Source organism: Nonomuraea angiospora (genome assembly GCF_014873145.1).
Classification (GTDB): domain Bacteria; phylum Actinomycetota; class Actinomycetes; order Streptosporangiales; family Streptosporangiaceae; genus Nonomuraea; species Nonomuraea angiospora.
The window spans coordinates 1,194,892-1,221,361 of record NZ_JADBEK010000001.1 but is presented as its reverse complement, the minus strand read 5'-3'; the positions used below and the strand labels follow the sequence as shown (position 1 = coordinate 1,221,361).

21 protein-coding genes are annotated in these 26,470 nt (G+C 72.1%); 6 read left to right on the top strand and 15 right to left on the bottom strand.

The window, feature by feature from the left end; translation table 11 throughout:
• Window positions 1-49: 49 nt before the first annotated feature.
• A complete protein-coding gene (locus H4W80_RS05540; RefSeq protein WP_192784072.1) occupies window positions 50-1,078 on the bottom strand; it encodes an NAD-dependent epimerase/dehydratase family protein in 1,029 nt (342 codons plus the stop codon).
• A gap of 94 nt (window positions 1,079-1,172) precedes the next feature.
• On the opposite strand from H4W80_RS05540, the gene H4W80_RS05535 reads away from it, so the two are divergent.
• Together H4W80_RS05535 and H4W80_RS05530 are read left to right on the top strand one after the other, a co-directional pair.
• Complete coding sequence (locus tag H4W80_RS05535; RefSeq protein WP_192784071.1) at window positions 1,173-2,009, top strand: hypothetical protein; 837 nt, start codon at window positions 1,173-1,175, stop codon at window positions 2,007-2,009.
• 373 nt (window positions 2,010-2,382) lie between these two features.
• Entirely contained in the window at window positions 2,383-3,354 is a 972-nt protein-coding gene (locus H4W80_RS05530; RefSeq protein ID WP_225963255.1) for an MASE1 domain-containing protein, read from the top strand.
• A gap of 70 nt (window positions 3,355-3,424) precedes the next feature.
• On the opposite strand, the gene H4W80_RS05525 is transcribed toward H4W80_RS05530, so the two are convergent.
• The 8 genes from H4W80_RS05525 to thrC all read right to left on the bottom strand — a co-directional run bounded on the left by H4W80_RS05525 (window position 3,425) and on the right by thrC (window position 10,064).
• Window positions 3,425-4,036 carry an SRPBCC family protein gene (locus H4W80_RS05525; RefSeq protein WP_192784069.1) on the bottom strand — a complete coding sequence of 204 codons (612 nt, stop codon included), beginning with the start codon at window positions 4,034-4,036 and terminating at the stop codon, window positions 3,425-3,427.
• Entirely contained in the window at window positions 4,036-4,380 is a 345-nt protein-coding gene (locus H4W80_RS05520; RefSeq protein ID WP_192784068.1) for an ArsR/SmtB family transcription factor, read from the bottom strand. The genes H4W80_RS05525 and H4W80_RS05520 overlap by 1 nt, the downstream gene beginning before the upstream one ends.
• A gap of 49 nt (window positions 4,381-4,429) precedes the next feature.
• Window positions 4,430-5,035 (bottom strand): energy-coupling factor transporter transmembrane component T family protein, encoded by a 606-nt coding sequence (locus H4W80_RS05515; RefSeq protein ID WP_192784067.1) that lies wholly within the window; start codon window positions 5,033-5,035, stop codon window positions 4,430-4,432.
• Window positions 5,032-5,706, bottom strand: coding sequence for an energy-coupling factor ABC transporter ATP-binding protein (locus H4W80_RS05510; RefSeq protein WP_192784066.1), 675 nt, complete (start codon window positions 5,704-5,706; stop codon window positions 5,032-5,034). Before H4W80_RS05510 ends, H4W80_RS05515 begins: the two co-directional genes overlap by 4 nt.
• Window positions 5,703-6,911 (bottom strand): thiolase family protein, encoded by a 1,209-nt coding sequence (locus H4W80_RS05505; RefSeq protein ID WP_192784065.1) that lies wholly within the window; start codon window positions 6,909-6,911, stop codon window positions 5,703-5,705. The genes H4W80_RS05510 and H4W80_RS05505 overlap by 4 nt, the downstream gene beginning before the upstream one ends.
• Before the next feature lies 1 nt (window position 6,912).
• Window positions 6,913-8,280: a class I adenylate-forming enzyme family protein gene (locus H4W80_RS05500; RefSeq protein WP_192784064.1), complete on the bottom strand. Its 1,368-nt coding sequence runs from the start codon at window positions 8,278-8,280 to the stop codon at window positions 6,913-6,915.
• 7 nt (window positions 8,281-8,287) lie between these two features.
• Entirely contained in the window at window positions 8,288-8,896 is a 609-nt protein-coding gene (locus tag H4W80_RS05495) for a biotin transporter BioY (RefSeq protein WP_192784063.1), read from the bottom strand.
• 103 nt (window positions 8,897-8,999) lie between these two features.
• A complete protein-coding gene (gene thrC / locus H4W80_RS05490) occupies window positions 9,000-10,064 on the bottom strand; it encodes a threonine synthase (protein ID WP_225963254.1) in 1,065 nt (354 codons plus the stop codon).
• Between the two features lie 64 nt (window positions 10,065-10,128).
• Here thrC and H4W80_RS05485 point away from each other — a divergent pair, with 64 nt between their 5' ends.
• The gene (locus H4W80_RS05485) at window positions 10,129-10,962 is read left to right on the top strand and encodes a MurR/RpiR family transcriptional regulator (RefSeq protein ID WP_192784061.1); all 834 of its coding nucleotides are present in this window, start codon (window positions 10,129-10,131) and stop codon (window positions 10,960-10,962) included.
• On the opposite strand, the gene H4W80_RS05480 is transcribed toward H4W80_RS05485, so the two are convergent.
• Genes H4W80_RS05480 through H4W80_RS05465 form a run of 4 tightly spaced genes read right to left on the bottom strand, consistent with a single transcriptional unit; the run spans window position 10,946 to window position 13,036 of the window.
• Complete coding sequence (locus H4W80_RS05480) at window positions 10,946-11,485, bottom strand: GNAT family N-acetyltransferase (protein WP_192784060.1); 540 nt, start codon at window positions 11,483-11,485, stop codon at window positions 10,946-10,948. The two genes, H4W80_RS05485 and H4W80_RS05480, sit on opposite strands and share 17 nt — an antisense overlap.
• A 28-nt stretch (window positions 11,486-11,513) precedes the next feature.
• The gene (locus H4W80_RS05475) at window positions 11,514-12,071 is read right to left on the bottom strand and encodes a helix-turn-helix domain-containing protein (RefSeq protein WP_192793294.1); all 558 of its coding nucleotides are present in this window, start codon (window positions 12,069-12,071) and stop codon (window positions 11,514-11,516) included.
• A 36-nt stretch (window positions 12,072-12,107) separates the two neighbouring features.
• Window positions 12,108-12,401, bottom strand: coding sequence for a DUF6204 family protein (locus H4W80_RS05470; RefSeq protein ID WP_225963252.1), 294 nt, complete (start codon window positions 12,399-12,401; stop codon window positions 12,108-12,110).
• Window positions 12,398-13,036 carry a TetR/AcrR family transcriptional regulator gene (locus tag H4W80_RS05465; protein ID WP_192784059.1) on the bottom strand — a complete coding sequence of 213 codons (639 nt, stop codon included), beginning with the start codon at window positions 13,034-13,036 and terminating at the stop codon, window positions 12,398-12,400. The genes H4W80_RS05470 and H4W80_RS05465 overlap by 4 nt, the downstream gene beginning before the upstream one ends.
• Window positions 13,037-13,209: 173 nt before the next feature.
• On the opposite strand from H4W80_RS05465, the gene H4W80_RS05460 reads away from it, so the two are divergent.
• The 3 genes from H4W80_RS05460 (at window position 13,210) to H4W80_RS05450 (ending at window position 16,276) form a co-directional block, all read left to right on the top strand.
• Window positions 13,210-14,142, top strand: coding sequence for a DUF1838 family protein (locus H4W80_RS05460; RefSeq protein ID WP_318786711.1), 933 nt, complete (start codon window positions 13,210-13,212; stop codon window positions 14,140-14,142).
• The gene (locus H4W80_RS05455) at window positions 14,139-15,176 is read left to right on the top strand and encodes a nitrilase-related carbon-nitrogen hydrolase (protein ID WP_192784057.1); all 1,038 of its coding nucleotides are present in this window, start codon (window positions 14,139-14,141) and stop codon (window positions 15,174-15,176) included. Before H4W80_RS05460 ends, H4W80_RS05455 begins: the two co-directional genes overlap by 4 nt.
• 77 nt (window positions 15,177-15,253) lie before the next feature.
• Window positions 15,254-16,276 carry a hypothetical protein gene (locus tag H4W80_RS05450; protein WP_192784056.1) on the top strand — a complete coding sequence of 341 codons (1,023 nt, stop codon included), beginning with the start codon at window positions 15,254-15,256 and terminating at the stop codon, window positions 16,274-16,276.
• A gap of 76 nt (window positions 16,277-16,352) precedes the next feature.
• Here the strand turns inward: H4W80_RS05450 and H4W80_RS05445 are convergent, their stop codons facing one another.
• Together H4W80_RS05445 and H4W80_RS05440 are read right to left on the bottom strand one after the other, a co-directional pair.
• Complete coding sequence (locus tag H4W80_RS05445) at window positions 16,353-22,301, bottom strand: RHS repeat domain-containing protein (RefSeq protein ID WP_192784055.1); 5,949 nt, start codon at window positions 22,299-22,301, stop codon at window positions 16,353-16,355.
• A gap of 11 nt (window positions 22,302-22,312) precedes the next feature.
• Window positions 22,313-26,365, bottom strand: a complete 4,053-nt coding sequence (locus H4W80_RS05440; RefSeq protein WP_192784054.1) for a LamG-like jellyroll fold domain-containing protein — start codon at window positions 26,363-26,365, stop codon at window positions 22,313-22,315.
• Window positions 26,366-26,470 lie beyond the last annotated feature (105 nt).

Genomic DNA, 26,470 nt, shown 5'->3' with positions numbered 1-26,470 from the left:
GCGGTCCTCGCGTCGCCCGTTCCGGACGGCCGGCCTCCGACCGGGGAGCTCAGCTGCCTTCGGACAGTCGGGCATCCCACGCGGCCAGCACCTGCTGCTCCTTCTCGCCGGCGAGGCCGAGTGGCGGGACGCCGGGCGCGGTGCGGACCTCGCCGCCTGACCTCAGCCACTGCCAGGTGTCTCGGACGGAGTCGCCGAACGGGCGGGTGCGCAGTCCTGCTGCTTTCGCTGAAGCGCCGGACACGGCCCAGAAACCGGCGGTGTCCGGTACGTCCGGGATCCACAGGGGGAGCTCGGCCCATGGCAGCACCCCTTGCGAGAGCAGGAAACCCTCATCCACCCACACAGGATCGGCGTCCGAACCAGTTGCCTGCACACAGTCGCCGAGCAGCCGGCCCATCGTGGTGTTCGGCCCGTCCGGGACGACATTGTGGATGCCGCCTGCCTGCGCCTCCACCTGGTCCAGGACGAAGGCCGAGAGATCACGCACGTCGATGAGTTGCAGGCCGCGCCCTGGGTCGCCGGGCGCGATCATACGGCCGCCCTCGGCGATCCTGGTGAGCCACCACGGCAGCTGGCCCAGGTTGTCGTGCGGTCCCACGATCGACCCGGCGCGCGCGACCAGGCCGGCGTCAAGCCCGTAGGTCTGCTCGACCGCCAGTTCGCAGCCGCGTTTGTGAACGCGCAATTTCTCGAGGTCGGCAGGGTCGCCGTCCTGGTCCGGGACGCCAGGCCAGGTCGCGGCCGACTCGTCCAGCGAAGCAGTGTTCCAGGCCTGGTAGACGGCGGTGGTCGAGACGAACGCGTAGAAGGGGGCGGAGTCGGCCATCGCCTGTGCGGTGCGCAGGACGTGCGCCGGCACCTGGCCGCCCGGGTCGATGACCGCATCGAAGCTCCGCCCGGCGAGTAGCTGGACACCCTCGTCCGTGGACCGGTCGCCGCGAAGCGCCTCGACGCCGTCGATGTCCTTGCCGGTCAGCCCGCGGTTGAAGGTCGTGATCTCGTGTCCCCGGCCGAGGGCGTCGCCCACGATGGTGCGTCCGACGAACGACGTTCCGCCAATGACCAATAATCTCATGTTTCACCTTCTGGTCGCCGTTGACAACAGATGTTGTCGCCCGCATCATGGTGATGTCGTAAACAACTGTTGTCAAGGGGTCGCCGTGCGAGACATGTCCGACGCGCAATGCGCCGATTTGACCACCGCCGTCGAGCAGCTTGCGTGGACGGCGGTACGGGAAATGCTGCAGCTCCAACCGGATGCGGGGCCTGGCTCCGATGCGCCGGACGCGGACCTGCGGCAGATGTGGCTGGCCGCGCTGACCTCATTGCTGGCGATCCGCGACAGCGCGGACCAACTTGCGGCGTCCGCCGCGCTGTCGGCGGCACAGTACGGCGCCGACTATCCCGCGATCGGGGACGCGGCCGGGATGACCAGGCAAGGCGCCCGGCGCAAGTGGCCGGGGCTGGCCGGGCTGAGTGATGAACGACAGCGCAAGCTCACCTGGTGGAACCGCCGCGGGGACCAGTTCGTGCAGTGTGTCCGTGCCGTGCTCATGGCATCAGAGGAGACATCAGAACAAGCGCCACGCCTGGCCGCCCTTCGGGGCCGGCTCGACGAGATCGAGCAGACATCGCCGGCGCAACGCCTCGACGTCTTCGACATGGCGCTAGTGGACGCGCATGCGGTGGCGGTGGGTGCTCCCTCGCCTGCCGAGCGCACCGCGGCGCGTGCGAAGGGGCTGCTTGCGGCGTTGACTGCTGACGCGTACGCGGCCATGAACAGCCATTCGTCCCTGGTGATCCGCGAGGACCTCGCCTGCGGGACCGACGACTGCGCCTCGGAGCCGATTGTGGAACTCTGGCACCCTGACTTCGGTCACGGGCCCGTATCGGCCTGCCGTGAGCACGCCATAGAGGCTCTTGGGCAGCCGGACATCAGGATCGTGGCCGCTTGCCGGCCAGACGTCGCGCTCTCGGTGTTCGCCGAGGCGTACGGCGAAGGCTGACGAGGGCGGCGGTAAGTGCGCACGGGGCCCAGGTGCAGGGCTGCGGCGAATACAGATCACTCGATCAACGGCCTCTGCCAGCATCATGCCCCGAGACGCACCGGATAAAAAAGAATCTCACCGCGACGGGGCATCTTTTCCTTTTTCTATGGCGATATCGCTTTTGACGTATATGTCGATTACCCGGCATTGGGTCCCACCTGGTGGGATTATGACTAGTTTGAAACAAGGCCGGTCATCCAAGACTGTACGGCCAGGTGAGGGCAGAGACGACTGTTGCGGCGGTACGCGCCAGACCGGGCGCCGATTCGGTGGGGCCGGAGGTGTTCCTATGAGGGCTGTGGCCGTCCAGTATGGGCTACGGGATCATGCCATGACGGCCGTGAAAATTCTCGCCGTCGCGATCACCTATTTCGTCGCCGGCAAGCTGGGGTTGCAACAACAGCTGGTCCGAGGGCAGGTGACGCCGCTGTGGCCCTCGACGGGAATCGCGCTGGCCGCCCTGCTCCTCCTCGGCCTCCGGGTCTGGCCGGGCATCACCCTCGGCGCCTTCCTGGTCAACGTGTCGATCGGGCCGACGATCGGGGCCGTCCTGGGCATCTCCGCGGGGAACACGCTCGCGCCGGTCTGCGCCTACCTCCTGCTCGAGCGCGTGGGCTTCCGCATCGAACTGGACCGGCTGCGTGACGCGCTCGCCCTGGTGTTCCTCGGCGCCTTCGCCGGGATGCTGGTCAGCCCGACCGTGGGCGCCGGCTCGCTGGTGCTCGCCGGCGGGCTGCGGCCCGGCGAGTTCTGGCCCGCGTGGTCGGTGTGGTGGACGGGCGACGCGATGGGCGTGCTCGTGGTCACGCCGTTCCTGCTCGCGATCCGCACGACCCGGATGCCGTGGAACGTCCACCCGCTCCGCTGGGTCGAAGGGGCGGCGCTGCTGCTGGGCACCCTCCTCGTCACGCTGGTGGCGACCGTGGCCCCCATCAACCTGCTCTTCCTCGTCTTCCCCTTCCTGATCTGGTCCGCGCTGCGTTTCCAGCTCCTCGGGGCCGCAGCCTGCGCGCTGATCGCGTCGACGGTGGCGATCGTCTCGGCCGCGCAGCACTCCGGCCCGTTCGCCCAGCACGGCCTCCTCCTCAACATGATCGCCCTCCAGGCCTTCAACGGCTCCGCGGCGCTGACCGCGCTGCTGCTCGCCGCGATCATCTCCGAGCGCGACAAGGCCCACCAGAACATCAAGGACGTCTGCACCCGGCTCAACGAGGTGGCGCACCGGCTTGCGCGCGACAAGAAGCTGGTCATCCGGCTGCCGCCCCCACGCGCTGGAGAGCGGAGCAGGGATCGGTCGCAGTAGCCGGATGATCCCTCTCCCGCTCTCGGCGGCGCCGCGCCTGGGCCGTCCTCGCCCTCCGCGACCAGGCGCCCTATTCCGGGGCGTAGAAGGCGGTGGTCGCAGCGACGCTGGCAGCTACCTCATCGGGCGGGCCGCCCGCGGCCAGGTGGGCCTCGCCCCAGGCCCGGCCGCTCTCGGTGATGTAGCGCCGCCCCTCGCCGGTCTCGTGGAACGTGGCCGCGTCGACCCCGGTGTCTCCCCCGGTCGACAGGTGCAGGGCCAGGCCCAGCAGCGCCAGGTCCCAGCCCACGCCGGTCGCGCCCGGCCCGAACCGGCCCCAGAACTCCGGCGGCACCTCGGCGCTGTGGCGCAGCTCGAACAGGGTGCCGCCGTCCTGGGCGGACAGGTTCACCTCCACCTCGGAGAAGCCGGGGTTCTCGCCGAACAGCCAGCTGACCTTCAGCAGGTTGGGCGGCTCGCAGCGCAGGATCTCCCCGCCCGCGTTGCCCTGGAGCTGGTACGTCCCCCCGAGCCGGAGGTCCCCGCTCACGGGCAGGAACCAGCGGGACAGGCGCTCGGCGTCGGTGCAGGCGTCCCAGACGTCCTCGACCTCGGCGTCGTAGTGCCGTCGCAGCACGACGATCTTGACGTCGCCGTCCTTCAGCTCGCGCTGCGCCTTGAGCAGCTCGTCCACGAAATCCATCAGGTGTCCTTTTCGTTCATGCGGCGCTCGCGCTTGCCGCGGGCCAGCTCCGTCGCCAGCGCGTCCAGTCGTTGGGTCCAGAAGCCACGGAATCGCTCCAGCCAGAGATCGACCTCCTGCAGCGGCCCTGGCTCGACGGCGTAGAGCCGGCGGGTGCCCTGGGCTCGTACGCTGGCGAAGCCGTTGTCGCGCAGCACCCGCAGGTGCTGGGAGACGGCCGGTTGGGAGATGCCGAACTCGCGCTGGATGACGCCGGTGAGCTCCCCCGAGCTCTGCTCACCGGCGGCGAGCAGCTCCAGGATGCGCCGCCGGACCGGATCGCCGAGGACGTCGAATGCGTGCACGACCTGATTGTTTCAGGACAGCCTTATATAAGTCAAACCTGGGATAAACTCAGTCGTCCAGGCCGCGGGCGCTCAGGGCCTCGCCGAGGGCGTCGGCGTGCCGGAGGGAGCCGACCACCAGCGGCACGGCGAAGGCCCGGAAGCTGCGTTCGACGCCCCTGGCCCGCTGGGCCTCCCGGACTCGGGTGGCCAGCGCGGCCACGACGGGCACGCTGCGTACCGTCAGCGACAGCAGCAACGACAGCCGGAACGGGTCCAGCCTCACGAACCTGGCCGGCGACAGGCAGCGCTCCAGCGCCGACATCATGGCCGAGGTGCGGGTGGTGAGCGTGACCAGCCCGGCCAGCGCGACCGCGAGCACCACCCGCAGCGTCGTGGACACCGCCCCCGGAAGATCCACGAGCACCCACTGCATCCCGAACAGCCCCACCGCGAACCACCGCACCGGCCTGACCTGCGCCCACGCCGCCGCCGCGCCGACCCCGGACAGCGCATAGAGGCCCGCCGTCACGACCGCCGCGCCGGCCAGCGCCAGTGGCGAGCTCAGCAGCACCAGCCCCGTGCACGCCAGCGCCAGCCCGGCCAGCTTGGCCCCGGCCGGGAGCCGGTGCAGCGGCGAGGAGCCGGGGACGTAGGCGCCGGTGAGGCCGTTCACGACATGATCTTCCGATAGTGGGCGATGGCCTCGTCCGGGGTGCCGTCGGCGACGACGCGGCCCTGGTCGAGCACGAGTACGCGGTCGAAGTCGGCCAGCAGCGGCAGGTCGTGGCTGACCGCCAGCACCTGTTGCGGCAGCTCGCGCAGCAGGTCGGCGACCTGGCGGGAGTGGCGCAGGTCCAGCAGGGTGGTCGGCTCGTCCATGACGAGGATGTCCGGTTCGAGGACCATGACCGAGCACAGGGCGAGCAGCTGCTTCTGGCCGCCCGACAGGTGGTGGGCGGGGTGGTCGGCGTGCCCGGCCAGGCCGTACCGGCTGAGCACGTCGTGTACGCGCCGCTCGACCTCCTCGCGCGCCAGGCCCTTGCGGCGCAGGGAGAAGGCCACGTCCTCGGCCACGGTGGGCATCACGATCTGCGCGTCCGGGTCGGTGAACAGGAACCCGACGCCCCGCCTGATCCTGGCCGCGTGGCGGCGGGTGTCGAGGCCGAGCACGGTGACGCTGCCCGAGGTGGGCAGGGCCAGGCCGTTGATCAGGCGGGCGAAGGTGCTCTTGCCCGAGCCGTTGGCGCCGACCACGCCGATCCGCCGCTCGGGCAGGGCCGCGGTGACGCCGTTGAGGACGTCGCGGGTGCCCAGGCGTACGTGCACGTCGGCGAACTCGATCACGCCCGCGCTCCGTCCCGGAGACCGGCGTCCCGGCCGGGGCCGACCACCGCGAACAGGGCGGCCACGCCCAGCCCGCCGCCCACCGCGGCCGCCGCCAGGCCCAGCGTCCCCGGCGGGGCGCCCCCGCGCACGAGGCGGCTGAACAGCCGGGTCACCACGACCGCGCCGGTGGCGCCCCAGGGATGCCCCAGCGCCAGCGCGCCGCCGTCGGCGCACACCCGATCGTCGTCCAGGGCGTCGATCCCGAGCGCGTCGGTGACGGCCAGCACCTGCGCCGCGAACGCCTCCACGATCTCCACCGCCGCGACCTGCTCCAACTCCACCCCCGCACGCGCCAGCACCCGCCGCACCGCCGGCACCGGACCCCACCCGGGCAGCTCGGGATCGCACCCGACGACGGACCCGGCCACCAGCCGCATCCCCGGCAGGCCCGCGCGCAGCCGCTCGGGCACGATGGCCACGGCCGCGGCGCCGTCGCTGACCGGGGAGGAATTACCGGCCGTCACTGTACCGTCCGCCACGAACGCCGCGGGCAGCCGGGCCAGCGACGCCGCCCGCAGCGGCCGGGGCCGCTGGTCGTCGGAGCGCCCGCCGATCGGGACGATCTCCTCCTTGAACCGCCCCGCCTCGCGGGCGGCCAGCGCCCTGGCGTGGCTGCGGCAGGCGTAGGCGTCCTGGCGCGCCCGGCTGACGCCGCGCGCCGCCGCCAGCGCCTCGGCGGCCGGCCCCATGTCGGGGTCGGGGCGACCGTGCGGGGCGAAGGGCGCCCTGGGGTACGGCTCCGTCGCGCCCCGATGGGTACGCAGCGGCGCGGTCGAGGCGCTCTCCGCGCCTCCCGCGATCACCAGGTCCATCTCGCCCGCCCGGACGGCCTGGCCGGCCACCAGGATCGCGGCCAGCCCGCTGCCGCACTGCCGGTCGACCGTCAGGCCGGGCACCTCGTGCCCCAGGCCCGCCGCCAGGGCCGACACCCTGGCGATGTTCCCGCCGGGCCCCATGCAGTTGCCCAGCACCACGTCGTCCACCCGCCGCCCGGCCAGCTCGCGCGCCACGGCGGCGATCACGGGCGCGGCCAGCCGATCGACGGTCACGCCCTTGAACGCGTGCCCGGCCGTCCCGATGGGGGTGCGCCGGGCCGCCACGACGACGGGCTCGTCCCCGAGGCTCCGGGTCGAGGGTTCGCGGCGCGGGTCGGAGTCGCGCATGTCAGATCAGCCGCCTGATGTCGGGGTCGCCGCCCGCCAGCCGGGCCGCGACCTGGGCGCGGGCGGGCTTGCCCGTCTGGGTGCGCGGCAGGCTCGGCACCGCGTACCAGCGGCGGGGCCGCTGCGCCTCGTCCAGGCCGCCCCTGGCCGTCGCCTCGAGCAGCGCGCGCGGCGGCGGCGTGGCGCACTCGGCCTCGATGACCGCCGTGACCACCGCGCCCAGAGACGGGTGCGGCGAGCCGATCACGACGATGTCCCACACGCCGGGCACCTTCCTGAGCACCTCCTCGACGTCCTCGGGCACGACGGTGGCGCCCCCGGTCTGGATCGCGCCGTCCCCCCGGCCGCGTACCCGCAGCACCTCTCCTACCCGGTACGGCTCCGCCACGTCGCCCACGGTCGCCCAATCGCCGGCGTCCCGGCGCAGCGGGCCCGCGGCGTCGCCCAGATATCCCTCGGCCAGCCACGGCGACCGCGCCCACACCTCGCCGAGCCCGCCGCCCGGCGGGCCCGCGGGCCTGACCTCGATCTCCACGCCCGGAAAGGGGCGCAGCCCGCCCCCGTCGGCGTCCACCGCCACGAACGACAGCTCCGTCGCCCCGTAATAGGACACGACCCGGACCCCCGCCCGGACGGCCGCCGCCCTCGTTTCGGGGTCGAGGGCCGCGCCGCCGACGACGGCCACGCGCAGCGCTCCCGGGTGTTCCAGCACGTCGGGCAGCTGGTGCGGCACCAGGTGCACGACCGTGGCCCTGGCCAGCAGGCCGCGCAGCGCGCGGGAGGGCCGGCGGCCGGGGAGGAGGGCCGTCGCCCCGGTGGCCAGGGTGTGGACGGCGGCGAAGGCGTACAGGCTGGAGACGAGGGGGCCCGGGATCAGCACGACGTCGTCAGGGCCGATCCCGGCCAGCTCGCCGAGGTGGGGGAACGACTCCGTCCACGACGCGCGCGTGCGCACGACGGCGCGCGGCCGGCCGGTGCTGCCAGAGCTGAAGCACGCCCACGCCCGGTCCCCGGGCTGCGGATCGTGCCGCACCGCCGGACCCGCCGCCCCGGGCAGCGGCGCGTCCACGTGGAAGCCGAGCCCGGCGGCGACGCTCGACCACCGCTCCCGGCCCCAGGCGGGGTCGCCCACCAGCGGCGTCGCGCCCGCCAGGTCGGCCGCGAGCACGGCGGTGAGCAGCTCGACCGGGTCCGCCAGGCCGAGAGCGACCGGCGTGCCGGGGCCGATCCCGCGGCCGAGCAGGTGACGGGCGGCGCCGTGGATCCGTTCGGCGAACTGGGCGTAGGTCAGCTCGCCCTGGGGGCCGCACACGGCCGGGCGCGAAGGGCGCTCGGCGGCGTGCCGCATCACGTGTTGTGCTACGGGCATCGAGCGGTCAACGCCCCCCACCGGAGCGCAGCCGTTCGCGGTGCACGGCCGGGACCGCGTCCGGGTAGGCCCGCTGCGTGCCCCTGACCACGACGGACGCCAGCACCACCTTGATCAGGTCGCCGGGCAGGAAGATGAGGCTGGACGCCGCCGTCGCGCTCAGAGAGACCCCCGTGACGAGCGACTGGACGGGGATGCCGAACAGGTAGATCACCCCGATCCCGCCCACCAGGCACGCCACCATCAGCTGGAGGACCCCCGGGTCGCGGCCCGCGCGCTCGACGAGCCAGCCGGTCACCGCCGCGCCGGGGATCCAGCCGATCAGGTATCCGGCCGACGGCATGGCGAACACGCCTAGCCCGCCGCGCCCGCCCGCCAGCAGCGGCAGGCCGGCGGCGACCAGCACGAGCAGCACCACCACGGCCAGCGCGGCCCGCCACGTGCCGAGGATCGCCCCTGCCAGCATCACGCCGAGCGTCTGGAGCGTGACCGGGACCGCGTTGCCGAACAGGTTGAGCGAGCCGGGCACGCCCAGCACCGCGATCAGCGCCGCGAACACGGCCACCCGCGCCAGGTCGCCCGTGGGGAACCCGCGCCGCTTCGATGCATCCATCATGGGGACGATCCCACACCAGAACCCCACACTCCAGGCATGGAGGGATCCCACAACTTTCCGTGCGTTCCTCTGCGGCCGATCGATACCTTCTCCACAGCTCCGGTCAGGCCGCCAGGCGCAGGGCCCGTGCCACGTCGGAGGCGGACGAGGAGGTCTCCGTCGAGGTGTAGCCGTCGCGCAGGGAGGCGTCCAGGTCCTTCAGGCCGTTGCCGCTGAGCGTGATCACGATCCGCAGGCCCGGCTCCAGCAGGCCCCGCTCGTGCCGGTCGAGCAGGCCCGCGACGCCGGCCGCCGAGGCGGGCTCGGCGAAGACGCCGTCGCGGCGGGCCAGCGTCCGGTACGCGGCGAAGATCTGCTCGTCGGTCACCGCCTCGATCAGCCCGCCGGACTCGTCGCGGGCGGCCACGGCGCCGTCCCAGGTGGCCGGGTTGCCCACGCTGATCGCGGTGGCCGCCGTCCGCGGAGCCGCCACGGGAGCGCCGTGGACGAGCGGGGCCGCTCCGGCCGCCTGGAAGCCCCACATGCGCGGCAGCCGCCCGGCCAGGCCGGCGCCGTGGTAGTTGCGGTAGCCGCCCCAGGTGGCGGTGATGTTGCCGCCGTTGCCGACCGGCAGGCAGTGTACGTCGGGCGCCTCGCCGAGGGCGTCCACGATCTCGTAGGCGACCGTGCGCTGCCCGGCCAGGCGCAGCTCGTTGCCGACGGAGTTGACCAGCGCGATCGGGTGGTGGGCGGCCAGCTCGCGGGCCACGCGCAGGCAGTCGTCGAAGTTGCCGTCGATCTCGACGATCTCGGCGCCGTAGCGTACGGCCTGGCTCAGCTTGCCGAGCGCGATGCGTCCCTTGGGGACCAGCACGGCGGCCGTCACCCCGGCGCGGGCGGCGTAGGCGGCGGCCGAGGCGCTGGTGTTGCCGGTGGAGGCGCAGATGACGGCCTGTGCCCCGGCCTCGGCGGCCTTGCTGATCGCCACCGTCATCCCGCGGTCCTTGAACGAGCCCGTCGGGTTGGCGCCCTCGACCTTCAGCCAGACCTCGCAGCCGGTGAGCTCCGACAGGTGCGCGGAGCGCAGGAGCGGGGTGTTGCCCTCGTTGAGCGAGATGGAGGGGGTGTCGGCGGTGACCGGCAGCCAGCGCCGGTAGTCGCTGTCGATCAGACCGTGCCAGGTTCTCATGTCCAGCACCGTAACATTCGTTTCGTCAAGCCGGGTAATAGGGTTTGATGTAACATTTGTCATTGTGGAGAACGATCCGGTGGCCGACCGTCTCAGCGCCGTCTATCCCGAGCTGCCGCCCGGGGAGCGGGCGATCGTGCGGGTGCTGCTCGACGACTATCCGTTCGCGGCGCTGGGCTCCCTGCGGGCGCTGGCCGAGCGCGCCGGGGTGAGCCCGCCCACGGCGTCGCGGCTGTTCGACCGGCTGGGGTACGGCGGGTTCGCCGACTTCCAGGCCGCGGTGCGGGACGGGGCGCGGGACCGGTCGCGGCTGCTGGAGTTCGTCTCGCGCGCACCTGACTCCCCCGCCACCAGTCCCGAGCTGCGGCAGGCCGCCGAGGACCTGCGTGCGGGGCTGGACGGCACGCTCGCCGCCGCCACGGACCCGCTCCTCGACGCGGCCGCGGCCCTGCTCGCCGAGGCCAGGACGGTGTGGGCGCTGGGCGGGCCGCTGAGCGAGCTGGCCGCCGAATATCTGATCCGCCAGCTGGCCAGCCTTCGGCCCGGCGCGCACCGGGTGCCCGACTCCGCGCAGGCCCGGGCGCGTACCGTGCTGGATCTGAAGGGGGCCGACGCGGTGGTGGCGTACGACTTCCGGCGCTACTCCGCCGGCACCGCCCGCTTCGTCAAAGCCGCGCGCGCCCGGGGCGCGCGGCTGGTGCTCGTCACCGACGCGTGGGAGTCGCCGCTGGCCGCCGAGGCGGAGGTGCTGATCAGGCTGCCGCGCGAGGCCGCCGGGCCGATCGCGCCGCTCGCCCACGAGATCGCCGTCACCGAGCTGCTGCTCGTCGCCGCGGCCGCCCGCCTGGCCCCCGCCGAGCGGCTGGCCGACCTCGATACGCTCACCCAGACGCTGTGAGTTTCTTGTAGAAGAAGCTGCAGTCCTGGAGCGTGCCGTCCGGGGAGCCGGCGTAGTCGGGGACGATGCCGTAGCGGGTCCAGCCGCCGGTGCGGTAGACGTGCTCGGCGGTGCTGCCGGTCTCGGTGTCCAGGAGCAGCAGGTCCGCCCCGGCGTCGAGGGCGGCCCGCTCGGCGGTGGCCAGCAGGGCGCGCGACAGGCCCCGGCCCCGGGCTTCGCGGTGGACCATCAGCTTGACGATCTCGGCGCGGTGGCGGGCGTTCGGCTTGCTCGCCAGGGCGAGGCTCACGGTGCCGATGACTGGGCCTGTGACGGCGCCGCCGTCGCGGCACACCCACACCAGGAGGCTGCCATCGGCCACCGCCGGAGCCTGGGACCGCCACCAGGCGGCGGCCTCCTCGTGGCCGAACGGTGCGAGAAAGCCCACGGACGCGCCGCCGTCCACGGCGTCGACCAGCAGGCCGGCCAGCTCCTTGACGCCGGCGTCGAAGCCCTCGGCGGTCAGGCGCTCGATGGCGGGCATGGGATTCCTCCAGGGTCTTTCAGTGAGGTCATGGGAGGACGATCAGGAGGGCGTACCGGACCGGGCCGGGGCCGGGACAGCGGAAGCGGGAGGGCCCCCACAGGCGGAAGCGCAGGCAGTCGCCCGCCTCCACGGTGTGCGTGTGACCGTTGGCGGTGATCTCCACGGACCCCTCCAGCACCCAGATGTGCTGCTCCAGCCCGGGCACCGGCGGCGCGTCGTACGAGATGTCCGCCCCCGGCCGCAGCCTGCCCTCCACGACCTCGCCCCGCATCCCGGGATGGGGCGGCGACACCGTACGCCGGACGAACCCGGACTCCTCATCCCGGAACACCGCCTGCGCCCCCGCCCGGACGAGCTGCGGCGGCTCGGACTCCACCTCGGCCAGCAGCCGCGACATCGTCCGCCCGTAGACGGCGCACAGCCTGCCCAGCAGGGCCGCGGTCGGGCTGATCTCGCCCCGCTCCAGCCGCGACAGCGTCGAGCGGCTGATCCCCGAGTGGCTCGCCAGCTCCTCCAGCGACCAGCCCCGCTCGACGCGCAGCTCCGCGAGCCGCCCGGCGAGCCGGACCTCGACCTCCCTCATCTGTCTCACATAAGAGAATGTATCCCAGATCTGAGATCAGCGGCGACGTCGCACCTTGATGTCACGCATGTCGGTCACCGCGAGCTGCAGGATCTCGTACGGATGCCCGTGCTCCTCCAGCGCCGCCATCGCCCCCAGCGCCGCCTCGTCCTCGCCGTCGTCGGGCCCGGCGGGCACCTGGCAGCGGAAGGTGAACGCCGTGACGCCCGCGTCATGGGTGAACGTCCCGGCCTCCGTGTACGCCGCGCCGCTCGCGGCCAGCACGGCGGCCCGCCCGGCGTCGTCGAGCCCCTTGAACTTGCCCCTGATCGTCACCCTGAACACGGTCATCCCTTTCGTACGGCATAGGCCAGGACACGCTCGCCCAGCAGCCCTTCTGCGACATCCATCAGCTCCAGCACGGCGGCGGCGATGGCGTCGGGCCGCTCGCCCGCGACCGTGCGCCGGCCGATCTCGGCGTAGACCAGCGCGTGCAGGCACCCGATGTGCCAGGCCGCCACGCGCGGCAGCGGATCGCCCTCGGCCGCCCCGGTCTCCTCGGCCAGCACGACGGCCAGCTCGTCGGTCATCCGGCGGCCGAGGTCGTCGAGCCGGGCGGCCAGCGTGGGCGCGGCCCGCATCATCTCCAGCACCCGCCCGAACCCCTCCGTCAGCCCCACCTGGCGCTCGCGCCCGCGCACCTCCGCGCGCAGCCGCGCCAGCACCGCCCCGGCCGCCGACTGGCCGGGCGGGCGCTCCCGCACGATGTCGGCCAGCCGGTGCGGCGAGGCCTCCTCCGGCGGCAGGACGAGATCCTCCTTGGCCGGGAAGTAGTTGTAGACGGTGTTCACCGACACCTCGGCGGCCGCCGCGACCTCGGCGATCGTGACGTGCTCGAAGCCGCGCTCCACGAACAGGCCGATGGCCACGCCGATGATGCGCTGCCGGGTCTGCCGTTTCTTCCGCTCCCGGAGCCCCTCCACCATGCTTGGAGTCTACTCCAAATTTGGAGTCCATTGCAGTTTTCTGGGGCGAGATGGACAGCGCCGAGCGCGACATGATCACATTGGGCTCGCTCACTCGCCTAAGTGTTCGGAGCGGACCCATGCTCAAGCGCAATATCCTCCGGTCTGTAGCCCTTGCCGCCCTCTTCCTGAGCGTGACCGCTCCAGGCGCCGCGGCCGACGACAGCAAGCCCGCCGACCCGACGAATCCGGGACCGGTCTACAAGACGGTCACCGATCGCAGCGGCCTGCTCTCGCTCCAGACCTTCGGCCGTCCCGACGGCAAGGACATGGTCTTCCGGATCTCCGGCAGCGTGTACGCCAACATCGAGGGCAACAGCCTCGACCCGTCGATGCGGCACGGCCAGAAGCTGTTCAACATCGAGGGCTACAACATCAGGCGCCTGTACCGGGTGCCGGACACGACGCAGCTCTACCAGCTCTCCCGCGAGATCGTCTTCTACACCGACCCCGCCGACCCCACGCGGGTCCTGCGGGAATGGAAGAACCCGATCGACCAGAAGACCTACCCGGTCATCCCCATCAACAACGACACGGTGAACTTCGGCCCGTTCAACATCACCTCCTCCTACGTGGGCCCGCCGGTGCGCCGGTTGCATGATGAGAACGTGTGGACCAGTGACATCCCCGTACGCACCGACTTCGGCGCCACGCTCGGCGAGCGGTTCGGCCTGGTGGGCGGCGTGTACGCGGCCCAGGAGATGTTCGACTTCTCCGTGGACGAGCGCGAGGCGGCCGCCAGGACCGTTCCGGGCACCGTCCCCTCCGGGGCCATGGAGACGAAGATCAGCTGGGCGCGGACGAGCCCGTGGGCGCCGTTCATGTGCCTGGCCGAGAGCGACGTACGCGGCCAGCTCACCTATCACGCCCGCAGCTGGTCGCTGAGCTCCTACGCCGAGATCGAGCCGTGGCTGCGCGCCGAGGTCGAAACGAACTACCCGCTCTTCAAGGCCGCGCCCACCGCGCCCGGCGCCAGCGAGAACTCCTGGAGCTCCTTCTACAACAAGCAGCTCGGCAAGGGCGCCACCACCTGGCCGGCCTGGTGCGCGGCCAACGGGCGCTCATGACCGCCTGCACGGCCCTGGCGCTCCAGATGGAGACCAGGGCCGTCAACGCCGCCGCCGACCCCAGGGCCGCCATCCGCGCCGCCATCGGGCGGATCGCCGAGCAGGTCGGCGGCAGCAAGGCGTGGCTGGGCCGCGACCTGCGCCTGGTGGTGCTGCCCGAGTACGTGCTGACCGGCTTCCCGATGCGCGAGAGCTTCGCCGAGTGGCGCGACAAGGCCGCGCTCGACCCCGGCGGCCCGGAGTACGAGGCGCTGGCCGGGATCGCCGCCCGGCACGAGGTCTACCTGTGCGTGAACGCCTACGAGCGCGACGAGCACTTCCCCGAGCTGTACTTCCAGGCGTCGGTGATCCTCTCTCCGCAGGGGGCGCCGGTCCTGCGCTACCGCAGGCTGCACTCGATGTTCACGCCGAGCCCGTACGACGTGTGGGAGCGCTACCTGGAGGTCTACGGCATCGACGGGGTGCTGCCGGTGGCCCGCACCGAGATCGGCAACCTGGCGGTGCTGGCCTCGGAGGAGATCCTCATGCCCGAGCTGGCCCGCGCGCTGGCCCTGCGCGGCGCCGAGGTCTTCTGCCACCCCACCTCCGAGGCCTCCTCGCCGGCGCTGACCCCGAAGGCCATCGCCCGCCGCGCCAGGGCCGCCGAGAACCTGGCCTACGTGGTCTCGGCCAACAGCGGCGGCCTGAGGGGCATCCCGATCCCCGGCGACTCCACCAACGGCGGCTCCGAGGTGCTCGACCACCAGGGACGCGTGCTCGCCCAGGCGGGCGCGGGCGAGTCGCTGGTGGCCGCCGCCGAGCTCGACGTGGGCGCGCTGCGCCGGCTGCGGCGGCGGCCCGGCATGGGCAACCTGCTGAGCAGGGTGAAGACGGGGCTGTGGGCCGAGGAGTACGCCAGGCACGACGGGGAGCGGCCCGGCGGGCTGTCGCAGGGCGCGCGCGATCGGGCCTGGTTCGCCGCCCGGCAGGCCGAGGCGATCGAGCGCCTGTACGGTCCCGGCGACCAGAGCGGGAGCGAGGGCCCGGACACGTAGAGCGATTACCCATACACTGTCTGTCGCAGCGGGCGCGGCCGAACGGGCCGGTCAGGAGAGGACAAGGTCTGGGAACGATGAGCGAGGCCCCCCAAGGCGACCAAGACCCTCGGCCCGCCGCGGAGGCGACCGAGGGCGGGCTGGAGTCGGTGACCTCTCCCGAGGATCTGGTGAAACTGCTGGCCGAGCAGTTCGCGCGGGCCGACGTGTCACTTCGGGAGCTTCAGACCCGGGCGGACCGGGCGGGCGGGACGCGGCTGCCCCGCTCCACCTGCGCCGACATGCTGGCCGGCCGTCGCTTCCCCAAGAAGGCGGTGATGGTGGCGTTCCTCCGGGGATGCCGCGTTCCCGACCATCGGCTTCCGGCATGGGAACGGGCGTGGGAGCGGGTGCGGGTCCATCAGCTGCCCGCCGGGTCCAGGGAGATCGCCACCCAGGCCATGACCGAACCTGGCACCACGGACACGCCCCGTGCCGCCAGGTGGCGTCGGCGCCGAGCCACCCTGCTCGCAGCGGTGGCCGTGTCGGCAGCCGCGGCGATCCTGGGCGTCGTCATCGCTCAACGGGCGACGCCGCAACCCGGCGCGTCCGAAGGCGTGCCTGGCCACATCGTCAACCCCGCCCACATCGTCAGTGACGATGGTCGTGCGTTCCCTCGTGGAGGATCGAGCCGGTTCACCGTGAGGGTCAGCCCGGCGAACACGGGCGTACGGCTGACCCGCCGGCTGGATGCGGGCGTCGGGCTGCAACAGGCCACCATCACCGTCAACGGGAGCCCGGCCGCGGAATGGCGACCGCTGCTCGAGGACGGTATCTACAAGTGGAGAGACCAGATCGTCACCATCCCGCCGGATCTGACGAGGGGGCGGGGCTCGCTCACCATCGTCACCACGTGCGTGTCCCCCTCGGGCTTCAACGAGTTCCTCTACACCGTGGAGCACGAGGTCGACGGTGTCTGGTCGACGGCCGACACGATCGACATCGGCCGCGACCACGCCGCGAGCGAAGCCGCCCACGACTACCGCGTCGTCGGAGAGGACTGGGCCGGCACGCAGACCTTCGCCTATCCGCCCCGCAAGGAGGCCTGGAGCGTCCAGTGAGCTCCGCCGGCCGACCTCCGGCAGCGCCGGCGCCTGGCGGCGCTCGGGGGCTCCCCGCCGGCCCCCGAGCGCCGGTTCACCAGAGTCCGCGGACGGCGTCGACGACCGCCCCGACGCCGTCTTCGACGCGGTTGAACACTCCCAGCCGCTCCTCTATCGCCAGCAACCCGTCCGCGTAGTAACCGCCAAGGTTTCCCATCGCGGTTGCGCCGGTTGTGCCGCACACGAAGGCGCCGGGGCCCGTGGCGCCGCAGGCTGCCGCGCCGCCCATCCCGCCGACCAAGCTCCAGCCCGTCGTTATCGAGCCGCGTATGCTTCCACGGGCGATCCGGTACGCCACGCTCATGTCGTCCCGATCGGCGTCTTCCTTCCACTCCGAATAGATCCCGTCCACGAAGCCGACCACATTCCCGGCCCACCCCACGCGCGCGCCGATCTTATCCATGCGTTCCGCCGCACTTCCCCAGAGGTCGGGCAACCTGCGCATGGCCCTCTCGACGATTCCCATCGCTGGGGACACGTAATTGTGCCAATAGGGCTTGATGATGTCGGTGTTCTTTCCCCTGAACACCGGCGGGGTCGGCTGGGGGAGCCTCTTCGGCTGCGGGCGGCCGGAGGAGATCTTGGAGGAGCCGCCCTTGCGGACGATGGGGCTCCACCTCCACTTGGCGTCGCCCCAGCTCTTGAACCGAGGGCGGGCAGGGGTATGGATCTTCTTCTTGGGCGGCCCGACCTTCGGGGGCACCTTCTTCTTCACCAGCAGCCCGTCGGGGTCGGTGAAGGTCAGCGGGCTGTTGTTGGCGTAGGCGTAGCCGTTCATCTGCTGCGGGTCCATGAAGTCGACCACCGGGTCCGCGCTGACGAAGCGGCCCAGCGCCGCGTCGTACTCGCGTGCCCCCAGCCGCGTCAGCCCGATCGAGGTGTCGTCGGTGCCGCCGACGAACCCCTTCTCCCCCGGCCAGGCCCCGGCGGCCGTGCCGCGGAGCTGGCCGAAGGGCTTGAAGCGGCGCTGGGTGACCTCCTGGGTGGCGGCGTTCACGGCCAGTTCGCTCGTGCCGTTGTGGTCGCCGGCCAGGAAGTGCACGCCGCTCGGCCGCCGCACCGCGACCATGGCCGACTCGTGGGTGTAGTACCTGCTGGCCTGCGGGCTGGTCGCCCCGGTGGCCAGGCGCAGCTCCATGCCGGGCAGGTAGAGCGTCGTCGCGCCCGGCTCGCGGCGGATGAGCCGCTCCCCGTCGCCGTCGTGGACGAACGAGGTGACCTGGGCGCCCTGGGTGACCTTGGTCAGCAGGCCCTCGACGTCCCATTCGAGCACCTGGCCGGGGCGGGCGGTGGTGTTGCCGGCGGCGTCGTAGGAGTAGGAGTCGGTGCGCTGACCCTGCGTGACGGAGGTGACGCCGTGCGGGCGGGACTGCCCGGCGGCCGGGTAGGCGTAGTCGCGTACGACGTCGGCCGCGCCGCCGACCCCGTGCTCGACCTCCTTGGTCCGGTTGCCGGTCAGGTCGTAGGAGAACGACTGCCAGTACGGCGCCACCCCGCCCAGCACCCCCGTGCTCGGCGTGGCCGCGCAGGTCTCAGCCTGCTGCGCCCACGCCTCCGTCAGCCGACGCAGGTGGTCGTAGGTGAAGCACTGCGTGTCCGTGCCGGCGTCGGAGACCCGCAGGATGTTGCCCGCGGCGTCGTAGGAGTAGGCGGTGTTCCTGTCGGGCCGCTCGACGCCCTCGCGGTCCACGCGCGAGGACTGGAGCCGGCGGGTGCCGTACTCGTAGGTGTAGGTCAGCCAGGACTTCTTGGCGCCGGTGGTCAGCTCGTACTGCTCCGGTCTGCCGGTCAGGCTGTGCTGGGAGCGGGTCACGTACGAGCCGAGGTTGGAGCCGGTGGTGGTGGGACGGAGCAGCTCGTCGTAGGAGTGGACGACGGTCTCGGCCGGCAGGCCGCCGGCGGCGGGGAAGCCGGTCGACTGGAGGGTGCCGTCGAGCTTGTAGCGGGTGTCGAAGGCATATGAGCCCGCCAGGGCGCCCTCGGACTCCGGGATGGTGATCGTGGTGCGGATCGGGCGGTTCAGAGTGTCGTAGGCGTTGACGGTCCTGGTGTACGCCCGCCCGTCCACCGTTCTGGTGGAGCCCGCCGGCAGGCCCTTGCGGACGGTGTCGTACGTCCAGGACGAGATGACCGGGCCGGTCGCCGAGCCGTCGCGGGTCGCGGTCTTGCGGCCGAGGCCGTCGTAGGCGGTGAAGACCGTCCTGCCGCGGGCGTCGGTGACGGAGACGACCCTGTCGAGGTCGTCGTAGGTCGTCCTGGTCGTGCCGCGGTCGGGGTCGTCGGTCCGGATCTCCCTTCCGCGCAGGTCGTAGTGGCGGGTCCAGGTGTTGCCCGCCGGGTCGGTGATCGTGGCGAGCTTCCCGGCCGGCGTGTAGGTGTAGGCGGTCTTGTCGTAGTCTCCGCTGGGCCCGTCGCCCCGGTACTGGCGGCGCTCCACGACCTGGCCGTGGGCGTCGGTCAGCGTGGTGACCGGCGTGTCGCCGGTCGGCGGGTCCACGCTCACCCGGCCGCCGGCGTAGGAGGTGACCGTACGCCACTTCTCGCCGGTGTCACCGTTGCCGGTCAGGAACCGCTCCACGGTCTCGCGCCCGCGCCCGTCGTACTCGAAGGCGTTCTGCGCCTCGACGTTGCCCTCGTACGGGCCGAACAGCGTGGTGGACGGCGCGCCGGTGGAGTAGTACGGCTCGTAGGTGCGGGCGACGTTGCCCCGCGCGTCGTAGAGCGTGTCCGCGATGAGCCGGCCGCCATCGGGGCCGGGCTCCTGCGTCTGGCGGGGGCGCAGGAAACCGTCGAAGAGCTCGTACGCCGGCGCGCTCTGTCCCCCGTCGGCGGTCAGCCTCCTGGTGCCGACGGCGGCCATCTTGCCCTCGGCCGTCTGGTAGCTGTACTCCATGTTGGGGTTCTGGCCGGTGTCGCCCGACCTGTCGGGCAGCCACACCTTGGCCAGCCGGCCGAGCGCGTCGTAGGAGAGCTCAGTCCGCAGCCCGCCCGCGTCGATCTCGGCCGTGGGCAGGCCGAAGGCCGGGTCCAGGTGGCGGACGGTGGTGTGCGCGGTGGCGGCGTCCGCCTGACGGGTGACCTTGACCTGGGTGTTGAGGCCCGCGGTGTCGGTGTAGGCGGTGGTCGTCACGTTGCCGAGGGCGTCCTTGACGGTCAGCGCCCGGCCGTAGCCGTCGTAGGTGGTGGCCTCCTTGGCGACATACGAGGCGGTGGTCCCGTCGTGCGCGGCGATCTCCTCGACCTTCGTCACCAGGCCCTTGGTGAGCGTGCCTTGGTCGTAGGTCGTGCGGACGTCCTCGACGACGTGCTTGCCGCGATCCGGGGTGGTCGCGCAGGCGACCGAGACCGTCTCCTCGCGGGTGGGGAAGTCGAGCAGCCAGGCGCCCTTGTCGGTCGCGTACGACGTGCGCGTGCACTTGTCGTCGGCGGCCGTGGACAGGTCGCCCTTGTCGTCGACCTGGGTGGGCAGGCCCGCCGTGGTCTCGTAGGCGTTGGCGATCTCGCTCTGCCGCCAGGAGCCGCCGTCCATCAGCTCCCACCTGCGGCTCTTGCCGACGTCGACGAGGTTGGCCGTGACGGTGCCCCAGCTCCTGGTCCGGGCGGCGGTCTGGTGCCGCCACGGGGTGTTGACGGTCTTCAGCTCCGGCGTCCCGCCCGGCCGGTCGAACACGATCTCCTTCAGCGGGAAGCCGCGTAACGCGTCGTGGTCGGTGTGCGTGCCACCCTCGCCGTCGGGGACCGCCACCTGCTTGGCCCCGCCGGCGGCGTTGAGCCGGTCGCCGTCCATTCCGCGCAGGTAGAGGCGGTCGGTCTGGGAGCGGGGGTCGTTCCAGCCGCCGGTCCTGACGCGAACGTGGCCGTAGCCGCGCCACTGCGACCACGTCTTGTTCTTCTCCTTGGTCAGGCCGTCGTCGTCATCGAAATGCCAGGCCGCGCCGCCCAGATACTCGTAGTCGGTGAGCATGTCCGGCGCGCCGCCGGTCCTGTCGGCTTTGACGACCCTGGTGACGACGTACTTGTGGAACCAGTCGGTGATCGGGTCCTCGTACCCGGCCGGGGTCCACTTGACCGGGAAGCACCTGCGGGTGTTCGTCTCCGGCTTGGGCAGCGCGTCGAGCGCGCAGTCTGTGCCGGAGTAGCTGACGTCGATCTGGCCGCCGGACTCGTCGTAGATCGCGCCGACGCGGTACTTCACGAACGGGGCGATGTCGTCGCCGATCTTGTCCAGCCGGTTGGGGAGCTGGACGTGGTTGAACGTCACCGACGGCAGCGCCACGGCCGGGCCGGCGGCCTGGCCCGTGTGTTTGATCGACTTGACCAGGAGGGCACGGTCGATGTCGGCGTCGCCCCAGCGGTGGTCGACGGCCCAGGCGTCCACGTCGCGGTAGCCGCCGTCGGCCTTGAGCACCTGGGTGGAGACCTTGGTCAGCCGCTTGCGGGACCAGAAGCTGGGGGCCACCGTGCCGTGGTCGTCCTTGCACTCGGTGCCGGCCGCGCAGTTCAGGTCCCAGGGCACGTCGGCCCAGCGTGTCGGGCTGTCGCCGATCTTGCCGGGGGCGCAGTCGAAGCCGTCGGCCGGCAGGCAGCGCTCGGAGACGCCGAAGAGCACGCGGGCCGGGGCCTTCGCGGTGAACAGGGTGTCGGAGCGGTGGCCGTACTCGATCCGGTCCAGCCAGCCGCCGCGGACGTAGGCGGTGTCGTCGGCGGGCTTGAGGTTGCGGCCGTAGCGGTTGGTCTCCTGGGAGTAGAAGTAGGTGATGGCGTTGCCGAGGGGGTCGACGACGTAGTCCAGATTCCACTGGTAGGCCTGGTCGCACCAGGAGGAGGCGAACGAGGCGCCGTGGCAGGGCTCGCCCGCGTCGTCGCCGAAGACGGGGGCGGTCCAGGTCGAGCCGGTCTCGGGGCGGCCGCTCGACCAGCCGGGCAGCCGGTTGAGGCCGAAGAAGTACTGCGTGCCGTCGGTCGCGGTGACCTTCCAGTACTCGCCGTCGTCGTCGCCGTTGCCCTTGCCGGTGTCCTTGAGCCGCTCGACCTTGGTGCCGTCGTCGTCCTTGATCCGCCAGGTGCCGTCGGCGGCCTGGATCAGCTCGCCGGCCCCGCCGCTCCAGGCGATGGTGGCGTTGTCGTAGGCCCAGCACTGGTCGCCTGGGGAGTTGCCCCACTCGTCCTTGGGGGCGCCGTCGTCGGCGCACGGCTTGTAGGCGCGGGTGATGTGGCCGGGCCACAGGTCGAAGCCCTCGCCGATCCAGGAGGGCTGGTTGTTGGTGCTGGACGTGCGGCCGTCGACGCTGCCCGACGAGTAGGAGATCTCCAGCTCGGGGGTGAGTGAGCCCGGCACCGGGGGGACCCGCATCGGGTAGGACCAGGCGAAGTCGCCGCTCTGCTCGGAGACGTTCCAGGTCGCCGACGGCGAGAGCTTGCTCGCCGTGTAGTCGCCCTGCTCGCCGGAGGCTCCGGCCACCGCCGCCAGCACCGTCTCCGCGCCGCTTCGGACGGACGCGGCGCCGGAGTCCCCCGGCTGGATCGTCGCGGTCAGGACGCGGCGTTCGGTGTCGTTGCGGGCGGCCACCGGCGTGCCGGTGCGGCAGGCCGCCTGCTCGGGGGTGGTCAGCGCGCACGCGGGCAGCCGCACCAGCCGCAACCTGCTGCCGTACGCGCCGCCGTACGCCGCCGCCAGCCGGGAGTAGTCCAGCTCGACGTCGGTACGGGCGGCGGCGTTCAGGCTGAACAGCAGCCCGCTGCCGTGCTTGGTCACCTTCGCTCCGCCCGACGCCCGCAGCACGGCGGCGCCCGGCCGCGGCCAGGACGCCGGCTCCTTGGCCGGGTCGGGCTTGCGCGGCTCGGCCGCCAGCGGCTCGCCCCTGACGACCCGCTCGGCGCTGCGCACCTCCGGCCGGCCCGGGCCTGCCTCGGCGGAGGCCGGTGTGGCGACCAGCATCGCGGCCACGACGACGAGCGCCGGCAAGACGGTCAACCTCTTCATGGCCTGCCTCCTCACAGCGTCACGTCCAGTTCGGTGCCGCCGGCGAGCATCTGGAGCTGCTCCTCCGTCGCGATCCCCTGGAAGGCCCACACGTCGTCGATCACTCCTGGCCAGTACTCGCCCCAGGCCCCGTCGCTCTTGGCCCGGCCGAGCTGCAGGCCCTTGCCCGCGTGGAAGCCGCGTACGTCGAAGCGCCAGGACACGCGTTCCTCTGTCTGTTCCAGCTCGCCGTTGACGTACAGGCGCATCTCGTCCTGGAAGGCGTCGTAGACCAGCGCCACGTGGTCCCAGGAGAAACCGGACTGGAAGGCCGAGTGCCGCGCCGCAGGCCGGTCCGCGCCCGCGGCGTCGGCGTCCGGCATCTCGATCTCGTACCCGCCCGCGCCCGCCGGGTCGGCGTCGTCGGGCCGGTAGCGCAGCACGAAACCGCTGTTGACCGCACCCTCCTGGCTGAAGACCGCCGCCGCCCGGTCCGGCCGCCCCGCGGTGGTCACCCAGCCCGCGACGGTGAAGCTCTCGTCGGTGCGCACGACGGGCGCGGCGGTGGCCGCGTAGTCGCCGGCGCCGTCCAGCACCAGGCCGCCCGGCGGCGTGCCGACCCAGCCGGCGCCTTGGTCGATCAGCGCGTTGCCGTACAGCGTGACGTGCCGTCCCGAAGCGGTGTCGTCGGCCGCGATCGTCAGCGGGGAGCCGCCGGCCAGCGTGGCAATCTCCGAGTCGGTGATGATCTGGTCGAAGACGCGCACGTCGTCGATCTCGCCGGTGAAGAACTGCCCGGCCGAGCCGTACCAGCCGGCGCCGATCATCGCGGGACCGGTGGCCTGCCACGGCGTGGTGAACGGGGTGACGGTGTTGAGCCTGCCGTTGACGTACAGCTTGATCTGCTTGGAGGCGGCGTCGTAGACGCCGGTCAGGTGGGTCCACACGCCGGGCTGCGGCACCGCCGTGGACTGCGCCCGCACCGCCGCCGCGGCCGCCGTGTCGCCGGTGTACCGGTTGAAGATCCAGCGGTCGTACGAGGCCGAGTAGTACAGCTCGAACCCGCTGCGCTGGCCCGCGCCGGCCTGCGTGGCGATCACCGAGGCGTGCGTGGGCTTGGTCGCGGGCAGCCTCGCCCATGCGGTGACCGAGAAGCTCTTCATGGTGTCCAGGACCGGTCCCGCGGTCTTCAGGTGGCCGCTCGTCCCGTCGAGGCCGGCGGCCGTGCCGACCTTGCCCGCGGCCCCGAACGTGACGCCGCCCGACCTGTTCGCCGGGTGCCGCCCGCCCACCTCCTCGGCCCGCGTGGCGCCCGCGGCCTCGTCCAGCTTCCAGTGGGCCGCGCTCTGGCGGACGGCCGAGGCGGAGTCGTTCAGCCGCCACCGGGCCTTGACCACTGGGTGGCGGCTGAACAGCTCGCCGACCTCGTCCTCGGTGACGATGCGGTCGAAGGCCCGCACGTCGTCGATCTCGCCGGAGAAGAACGAGCGGGCTTGCGCGTCGTAGGCGCCGGCGCCGATCTGCATGACGCCGCTCGCCTGCCACGGCGTCGTGAACGGCGTGGCCTGCTGGAGCCGGCCGTTGACGTAGAGTTTGATCTCCTTGGCCACCGCGTCGTACACGCCGACCAGGTGTGCCCACTCGCCGCCCTGGGGCGCGGCCGTGCCGGTGGCCCTGGTGATCGTGGCATCGGCGGTGTTGGCGCTGAAGCGGTTGAAGACCCACCGGTCGTACGAGGCCGAGTAGTAGAGCTCGAAGCCCGGACGAACGTTGCCGATCTGGGTGGCGACGACGCCCGCGCGGCCCTGCTTGTCGTCCGGCAGCCTGGCCCAGGCCGACACCGCGAAGCTCTTGGTGGTGTCGAGCACCGGGCCGGCCGTGCTCGCGTAGCCGGAGGTGCCGTTGACCTGCATCGCGGTGCCGGTGATGCCGTCCATGCCCAGGGTCACCCCGCCGTGGACAGCCGCGGGGAAGGCGCCCGTCGCGTCGGCGACCTGGGTGGCGTTCTCGGGGTCGTCCAGCGGCCACTCGGCCTTGGCCGGGCTGCCCGCCTTGACCTTGAACAGGTAGCCGCGGATGGCGCTGTTGTTGCCGGCCGCGTCGAACGCCTGGACGCCGATGGCGTTGGGGCCGGAGTGGGAGGGGGCGAGGTCGAGGGTCACCGGGCCACCGGGGGCGGACGGCTTGCGCTCGATCAGCTTGCCGCCGACGTCGAAGACGTACCGGGTGACGTCGTTGTCGGCGGAGTCGGCGGTGAAGCGTCCGTACCTGCCGACGCCGTCGTACCACGGGTCGGGGTCCTCACCCGTGGACTCGGGGTAGTCGGCCGAGGTCACGACCGGGGCCGCGGGCTTGCTGGAGTCATAGGTGAAGTAGCAGGCGGTCGCGTTGCCCGCGAAGCTCCACGGGCTGTACTCGTAGCCGTCGTAGGTCTGGACCCCCCAGGCGATGGTCTTGTTCTTGGGGATCGACGAGGGCATGGTCGTCTTGAAGACCGATCCCGACGTCAGCGGGCCGATCAGCGAGGAGACCCACTTGACCTCGCCGTCCCAGACGGCCCTGAACCTGGCGGAGACCTTCTTCGCCTCCTGCGAGTCCGGGTCGTACAGGACGGCCCGCAGCTCCGGCGGTACGTTCACGGCCGGCGGGTTGTCGTGCACGCACCGGCCCCCCGGGTTCATCGACAGGTTCGACTGCTTGGGCTGCGGCGGCGGGGTGTTGTAGTTGACCGTCAGGTAGGCGTCGTCGGCGAAGCGCTTCCAGCCGTACTTGTCGCCCTCGCCGGCCGCCTTCAGCCCGAACGTCGTCGTCGACCACCTGCCGGCCGCCGCGTCCTTGACCGCGGGCAGGGCGTTGAACTCCACGTTGCCCTCCGCGCAGCCCGGCCGGCCTTTGGCCACGTCGCGGGTGTCGAGGTGTTCCAGCCAGTTGTCGGAGGTGGAGTTCCATGTGGAGTTCTCGGTGAAGCCCTTGGTCCGCCAGAGCTGCACCTCTCTGGCGTCGCAGGAGTACGACCAGGTCTCGCGGGCGGTGAACGTGGCCGAGATGATGTGCTTGCCGGCGTAGGAGCTGGTCGGCATGCGGTAGAACAGGCGCTTGACGTCGGAGGGCTCGCATCGGCTGTCGGCCTCGCACAGGCCCACGCCCGCCGTGTCCTCTCCGCCGAATTTGTAGAACGACCAGCTGGGGTGCGCCCTGGAGACGTACGCCCAGGCCGAGGCCTTGACCGTCTTCCACACCGGGTCGATGTAGACCGGGAACCGGGTGGCGGGGTCGTTGATCATGGCCAGGTCGGGGGTCAGGGTGAGGCTTCCGCCCGCTACCGCCGTGTCCATCCCGGCCACCCGGGACAGCGGCGCCGGCCCCTTGGCCAGCTCGTCCGGCGCGGCCCCTTCCCCGGAGTCCCACATGATCGCGCCGGGCGCCTCGAAGACCTCGCCGCCGCCGGCGCGGTCGGCGGCCGTGAGCCGGCCGTCGCGCTTGGTCACGTCGAGCCCTTCCGCGCGCAGCCCGAAGGCCACCTTGGCCAGGGCCGGACTGGCCGCCGCCGCGCGGTCCTTGACGACGAGCGTGTGCGCGAAGCCGTCCACCTCGGCCCTGACGAGCAGGTCGACGCCCGGCAGCACCTCGGCGTAGAGGGCGGTGTCGGCGCGCAGCTCCGGCTTGGGCAGCCGGCCCGGCCAGGTGAGCGCGATGGAGCGGCCCGCGTACGACAGCCGGGCCAGCGGCGCGTCCCCGCCGCCGGACACCGCGAGCCCGACCGTCGCGGCACGCGGCCCGATCGAGCCGTCGGGGCGTCTGTCCATCGTCGGGTCCGGGGCCACCCAGCCGTCTCCTCGCCGGACCCTGACCGGCCGCAGGTGCTCGACCGCGGTGAAGCTCCCGTCGGGGTTGGCGAAGACCTCCCGGCTCTCACTTCTCTTGGAGAGGATCTCGACCCTGCCGCCCGACTCGCGCGCCTTGGCGGTGGCCGCCTCGTCGGATGGGATCACCGGGTCCGCCGCCGCCCCAGTGGCGGAGATCAGCGCCCCGGCCGAGAGCGTCAACGCCACGGTCCACGCGGCCAGCCCACGTAACACAGTCATCGCCCTCACGTTCGCGATAAAGGTGATCAACTACGGCCGGGATCATAAATTGCGAACATCAACTTAAGCAATAGTCGCGACAATTCAGCGGAATTTCAGCGGAAT